2 protein-coding genes are annotated in these 963 nt (G+C 68.8%); both read left to right on the forward strand.

Annotated elements, in window-relative coordinates; translation table 11 throughout:
* Positions 1-95 precede the first annotated feature (95 nt).
* Positions 96-473, forward strand: a complete 378-nt coding sequence (locus DPV74_RS41535; RefSeq protein WP_021164383.1) for a response regulator — start codon at positions 96-98, stop codon at positions 471-473.
* Between the two features lie 33 nt (positions 474-506).
* Positions 507-963: Hpt domain-containing protein (locus tag DPV74_RS41540; protein ID WP_205571994.1), on the forward strand; the 457-nt coding region annotated here is incomplete at its 3' end.

Raw genomic sequence — 963 nt, forward strand, 5'->3', positions numbered from 1 at the left:
AGCTGGCCGGCCCGGCGCCGGCCGCGCGGCCGGCGCTCGCGGCGTCCGCCGTCGCCGTGCCGAAACCCTGACGCTTAAAAGATTCCGAGACAGACATGATCCGAACCATTCTCGCCATCGACGACTCCGCGACCATGCGTGCGCTGCTCCAGGCGACGCTGGCGCAGGCCGGCTACGACGTGACGGTGGCGCCGGACGGCGAGGCCGGCTTCGACCTGGCGGCCACCGTGCCGTACGACCTGGTGCTGACCGACCAGAACATGCCGCGCAAGAGCGGGCTCGAAGTGATCGCCGCGCTGCGCAAGCTGACCGCCTATACGGAAACGCCGATCCTCGTGCTGACGACCGAAGGCAGCGACGCATTCAAGGACGCCGCGCGCGACGCGGGCGCGACCGGCTGGATCGAGAAGCCGATCGACCCCGCCGTGCTGGTCGACCTGGTCGCGACGCTGTCCGAACCGGCCGCCTCCTGACATTCACGCGACGCATTCAACCCGGGACCGGGCATGACTCTCGACATCACTCAGTTCTACCAGACATTTTTCGACGAAGCGGACGAGCTGCTCGCGCAGATGGAGCAGTTGCTGCTGAACCTCGACGTCGGTTCGCCCGACCCCGAGGATCTGGCCGCGATCTTCCGTGCCGCGCATTCGATCAAGGGCGGCGCCGCGACGTTCGGCTTTTCCGCGCTGACCGATACGACGCACATCCTCGAATCGCTGCTCGACCGCGCACGCAACCATGAGCTGACGCTGACCAAGGAAATGGTCGACGCGTTCCTCGAGACCAAGGACGTGCTGTCCGACCAGCTCGTCGACTACCGCGCGAGCGCCGAACCGGACGCGGCCGCCGCCGCGACGATCTGCGCGAAGCTCGAGCGGCTGAAGGCCGAGAGCGGGGCGGATGCGCAGGCTGCCGCTGCCGCGCCGGTCGCCGCTGTCGCCGAACCGGTCGCGCCGGCCG

The sequence above is a fragment of the Burkholderia sp. HAN2018 genome, from assembly GCF_024704855.1.
Lineage (GTDB): Bacteria > Pseudomonadota > Gammaproteobacteria > Burkholderiales > Burkholderiaceae > Burkholderia > Burkholderia cepacia.